We start from the raw sequence: 4,339 nt of genomic DNA on the forward strand, positions 1-4,339 counted from the left end.
CCTGAAGCCCCCTCCTCCCCTGCATCCAGCGTGCCCGAGCCTCAGGCCGAGCGTGCGCCACGCAAGCCGCGCAATCCCGGCGAAGCCCGCAGCCAGGAGCCTCGGGCCCCGGCCGAAACACAGGAACCTCGTGCCCAGGCGGAGAAATCCGCCAAGCCGCGCCGCGAGCGCAGCCCGCGCAAACCCAAGCCGGTCGACACCTGGAAACTGGAAGACTTCGCGGTCGAGCCGCAGGAAGGCAAGACACGCTTCCATGACTTCAAGCTGGATCCGCGGCTGATGCACGGCATCCATGACCTCGGCTTTCCCTACTGCACGCCGATCCAGGCGGAAGTACTGGGCTTCACCCTCAAGGGCAAGGACGCCATCGGCCGTGCCCAGACCGGCACCGGCAAGACCGCCGCCTTCCTGATCTCGACGATCACCCAGCTGCTGACCACCCCGCCGCCCAAGGAAAGATACATGGGCGAGCCGCGGGCGCTGATCATCGCGCCGACCCGCGAACTGGTGGTGCAGATCGCCAACGACGCCCTGGACCTGGCCAAGTACACCGGGCTCAACGTCATGAGCTTTGTCGGGGGCATGGACTTCGACAAGCAGCTCAAGCAGCTCGAAGCGCGCTACTGCGACATTCTGGTCGCCACCCCGGGCCGCCTGCTGGACTTCAACCAGCGCGGCGAGGTGCATCTGGACATGGTCGAGGTCATGGTGCTGGACGAGGCCGACCGCATGCTGGACATGGGCTTCATTCCCCAGGTTCGCCAGATCATTCGCCAGACCCCGCCCAAGAGCGAACGCCAGACCCTGCTGTTCTCCGCCACCTTCACCGACGACGTGATGAATCTGGCGCGGCAGTGGACCACCGATCCGGCCATCGTCGAGATCGAGCCGGAGAACGTGGCCAGCGACACCGTCGAGCAGCACGTCTATGCCGTGTCCTCGAGCGACAAGTACCGCCTGCTCTACAACCTGGTCGCCCAGAACAACTGGGAGCGGGTGATGGTGTTCGCCAACCGGCGTGACGAGGTGAGGCGCATCGAAGAGCGCCTGACCAAGGACGGCATCAGTGCCGCCCAGATGTCCGGCGACGTCCCCCAGCACAAGCGTATCAAGACCCTGGAAGGCTTCCGCGCCGGCAAGATCCGCGTACTGGTGGCCACCGACGTGGCCGGGCGCGGCATCCACGTCGACGGCATCAGCCACGTGATCAACTTCACCCTGCCGGAAGACCCGGACGACTATGTGCACCGCATCGGCCGGACCGGTCGCGCCGGCGCCACCGGTACCTCCATCAGCTTCGCCGGCGAGGACGACTCCTTCGCCCTGCCGCCTATCGAAGCCCTGCTGGGTCGCAAGATCGGTTGCGAGATGCCGCCAGCCGAGTTGCTCAAGCCGGTTCCGCGGCAGCGTTGAGGCCAGCGCCCCTGCCACAGGGTTGTCCGCTGGTCCCTCAAGCACAGCCGGCACCTCTGCAGGGTGGATAACGGCGCAGCCTTATCCACCTGAAAGGTTGCGTGCCAGGTGGAAAACGCTGATGCGGGTTTCCACCCTATTTCGTCACCCCTTCGCCCAACGCCCCGCGGCATCCTGATCGCTGGCGCGGCCTTCCACCCAGCGCGGTCCTTCGGACGTATCTTCCTTCTTCCAGAAGGGGGCGCGGGTCTTGAGGTAGTCCATCACGAAGTTGCAGGCCTCGAAGGCCGCCTGGCGGTGGGCGCTGGCGGTGCCGACGAAGACGATGGGTTCGCCTGGCTCCAGGCGGCCGATGCGATGCAGGATATCGACCCTGAGCAGCGGCCAGCGCTGATTCGCCTCTTCGACGATGCGCGCCAGAGCCTTTTCGGTCATGCCGGGAAAGTGTTCGAGAAACAACCCGCCGACGTCCCGGCCGTCGTTGAAGTCCCGCACGTAACCCACGAAACCCACCACGGCACCGATGCCGGTGTTGGCGGCATGCAGGGCATTGAGTTCCTGTCCGGGATCGAAGGCGTCGGCCTGCACACGGATAGTCATGCTCAACCTCCGGTCACGGTCGGAAAGAAGGCGACCTCGTCACCCTCGCGCAACGGCTCGGCCAGCCCGCAGAGCTCTTCGTTGCGGGCGCACATCAGACCGCGCTCGCCCAGGGTCTCGGCCCAGATCCCGCCGCGCTGGACCAGGTGTTCACGCAGGTCGCCAACGGTGGCCAGCCCAGGCTCCCAGGCCAGGCTGTCCTCGGCGAGGCCCAGCACTTCGCGATAGCGGGCGAAGAATTGCACGCGGATCATGCCGGTTGCTCCTCGGCACGGAAGTGGCCACTCTTGCCGCCGTTCTTTTCCAGCAGCCGCACCGCCTCGATGGTCATGCCGCGGTCCACCGCCTTGCACATGTCGTAAAGGGTCAGGGCCGCGACACTGGCCGCGGTCAGGGCCTCCATCTCCACGCCGGTCTGGCCGGACAGCTTGCAGGTGGCGGTGATCCGCACCCCATCGGGGGCTTCGGCGACCAGCTGGACCTTGACACTGGTCAGCATCAGCGGATGGCAGAGCGGGATGAGGTCGGCGGTCTTTTTGGCTGCCTGGATGCCGGCGATACGCGCCACGGCGAAGACGTCGCCCTTGGGGTGGCCGCCGCTCTGGATCAGGTCGAGGGTTTCCGGACGCATGCGCACCCGGGCTTCGGCGGTGGCTTCACGGAAGGTCACCTGCTTGTCGGTGACATCGACCATGTTGGCACGGCCTTGGGAATCGAGATGGGTCAGCACGGCATGACTCCTGGAAAGGACCTGCCATTGTAGACCTGCGACTGGGGATTTGATCCCCGCCCGTGACCAGACGGGGATCGTGGGCTGTGTCTGAAAAGTGCCTACGCTCGGTCAGGCTGCGTTAAAAATCCGTTCGGAATGCTCATTTACCACTCGTAAACTCCGCTTCCTCACGGATTCTTGCCTTGCCTGACCTTCGCTCGGCTACTTTTCAGACAAGCTCTAGCACTTACAGATGGGACTCCGCGTATTCGGCGAGAATGGACCGGGGTACGCCCTGCAGGGTGATGTGCACTCCGTGGTTGAAGCCCTTGAAGCGCTCGGACAGGTAGGTGAGGCCGGAGCTGGTGGCCGAGAGATAGGGCGTATCGATCTGCGCCAGGTTACCCAGACAGATCACCTTGGAGCCGCTGCCGGCCCGGGTGATGATGGTTTTCATCTGGTGCGGGGTGAGATTCTGGCATTCGTCGATGAGAATCAGACTCTGCTGGAAACTGCGACCGCGGATGTAGTTCAGCGACTTGAACTGCAGCGGTACCTTGCTGAGGATGTAGTCCACGCTGCCGTGGGGGTTGTGATCATCCATGTGCAGGGCTTCGAGGTTGTCGGTGATGGCACCCAGCCAGGGCTCCATCTTCTCGGCCTCGGTCCCGGGCAGGAAGCCGATGTCCTCGTCCAGACCCTGGACGCTGCGGGTAGCGATGATCCGCCGGTATCTCTTGGTGACCATGGTCTGCTCGATGGCCGCGGCCAGCGCCAGGATGGTCTTGCCCGAGCCCGCCGCGCCGGTCAGGTTGACCAGATGAATGTCAGGCTCCAGCAGGGCGAACAGCGCCAGCGCCTGGTAGATGTCCCGCGGTTTCAGCCCCCAGGCTTCCTGGTGCATCAGGGGTTCCTGATGCATGTCGAGCAGGATGACCTCGCCGTCGCGCACCGCCTTGACCCAGCCGACGAAGCCCTGCTCGTCGAGCACGAAGTCATTGACGTTGAAGGGTGGCATCTCGGCCGACAGCTGTACCCGGTGCCAGACGCGACCCAGCTCCTGCCGGCTTTCCACCTTGCTCACGTTATCCCAGAAGGACCCCGGCAGATTGTGGTAACCCTGGGACAGCAGGGAGACGTCGTCGAGCAGCTGGTCGGTCTGGTAGTCCTCGGCGGCGATGCCGCAGCCACGCGCCTTGAGGCGCATGTTGATGTCCTTGGTCACCAGCACGACCCGCTCCTGGGGATGCTGGGTGCGCAATTCGACGAGCTGGTTGATGATGCGGTTGTCGTTGATGTCGTCGGGCAGGCAGGCCATGGGGCCGGCGCGGCGGCCCATGAGAATGGACAGTCGCCCCTTGGCCTCGCCCTTGCCGCGGGGAATGGGTACGCCCCGCTCGACGTCCTCGGGCGAGGATTCGGCGAGCACACTGTCGATCAGGCGGATAGCCTGCCGGCACTCGGCGGCAACGTTGTGCTTGCCGGTCTTGAGCTTGTCGAGTTCCTCCAGGACCGTCATGGGAATGGCGACGTGGTGCTCCTCGAAATTGAGCAGCGCGTTCGGGTCATGGATCAGTACGTTGGTGTCGAGCACATAGAGGGCTGTCTCTTATA

5 protein-coding genes are annotated in these 4,339 nt (G+C 64.6%); 1 reads left to right on the plus strand and 4 read right to left on the minus strand.

Annotated elements, in window-relative coordinates:
• The first annotated feature begins 30 nt into the window (after positions 1-30).
• A complete protein-coding gene (gene rhlB / locus GSQ95_RS24300) occupies positions 31-1,413 on the plus strand; it encodes an ATP-dependent RNA helicase RhlB (protein WP_158896818.1) in 1,383 nt (460 codons plus the stop codon).
• Between the two features lie 144 nt (positions 1,414-1,557).
• On the opposite strand, the gene moaE is transcribed toward rhlB, so the two are convergent.
• The 4 genes from moaE to GSQ95_RS24320 all read right to left on the minus strand — a co-directional run bounded on the left by moaE (position 1,558) and on the right by GSQ95_RS24320 (position 4,319).
• On the minus strand, positions 1,558-2,013 hold the full coding sequence (gene moaE / locus GSQ95_RS24305; RefSeq protein ID WP_133862101.1) for a molybdopterin synthase catalytic subunit MoaE: 456 nt from the start codon (positions 2,011-2,013) through the stop codon (positions 1,558-1,560).
• 2 nt (positions 2,014-2,015) lie between these two features.
• Positions 2,016-2,267, minus strand: coding sequence for a MoaD/ThiS family protein (locus GSQ95_RS24310; RefSeq protein ID WP_158896819.1), 252 nt, complete (start codon positions 2,265-2,267; stop codon positions 2,016-2,018).
• Positions 2,264-2,743: a cyclic pyranopterin monophosphate synthase MoaC gene (moaC, locus tag GSQ95_RS24315; protein WP_158896820.1), complete on the minus strand. Its 480-nt coding sequence runs from the start codon at positions 2,741-2,743 to the stop codon at positions 2,264-2,266. The genes GSQ95_RS24310 and moaC overlap by 4 nt, the downstream gene beginning before the upstream one ends.
• 229 nt (positions 2,744-2,972) lie before the next feature.
• Complete coding sequence (locus GSQ95_RS24320; RefSeq protein WP_256664708.1) at positions 2,973-4,319, minus strand: PhoH family protein; 1,347 nt, start codon at positions 4,317-4,319, stop codon at positions 2,973-2,975.
• Between the last annotated feature and the right edge of the window lie 20 nt (positions 4,320-4,339).

Source organism: Pseudomonas sp. BAV 4579, from assembly GCF_009765395.1.
GTDB classification, from domain to species: Bacteria; Pseudomonadota; Gammaproteobacteria; order Pseudomonadales; family Pseudomonadaceae; genus Chryseomonas; species Chryseomonas aestiva.

Excerpts from the sequence above, each read along its gene's own strand:
- moaE (WP_133862101.1), bottom strand. The coding sequence starts at position 2,013 with ATGACTATCCGTGTGCAGGCCGACGCCTTCGATCCCGGACAGGAACTC.
- GSQ95_RS24310 (WP_158896819.1), bottom strand. The coding sequence starts at position 2,267 with ATGATCCGCGTGCAATTCTTCGCCCGCTATCGCGAAGTGCTGGGCCTC.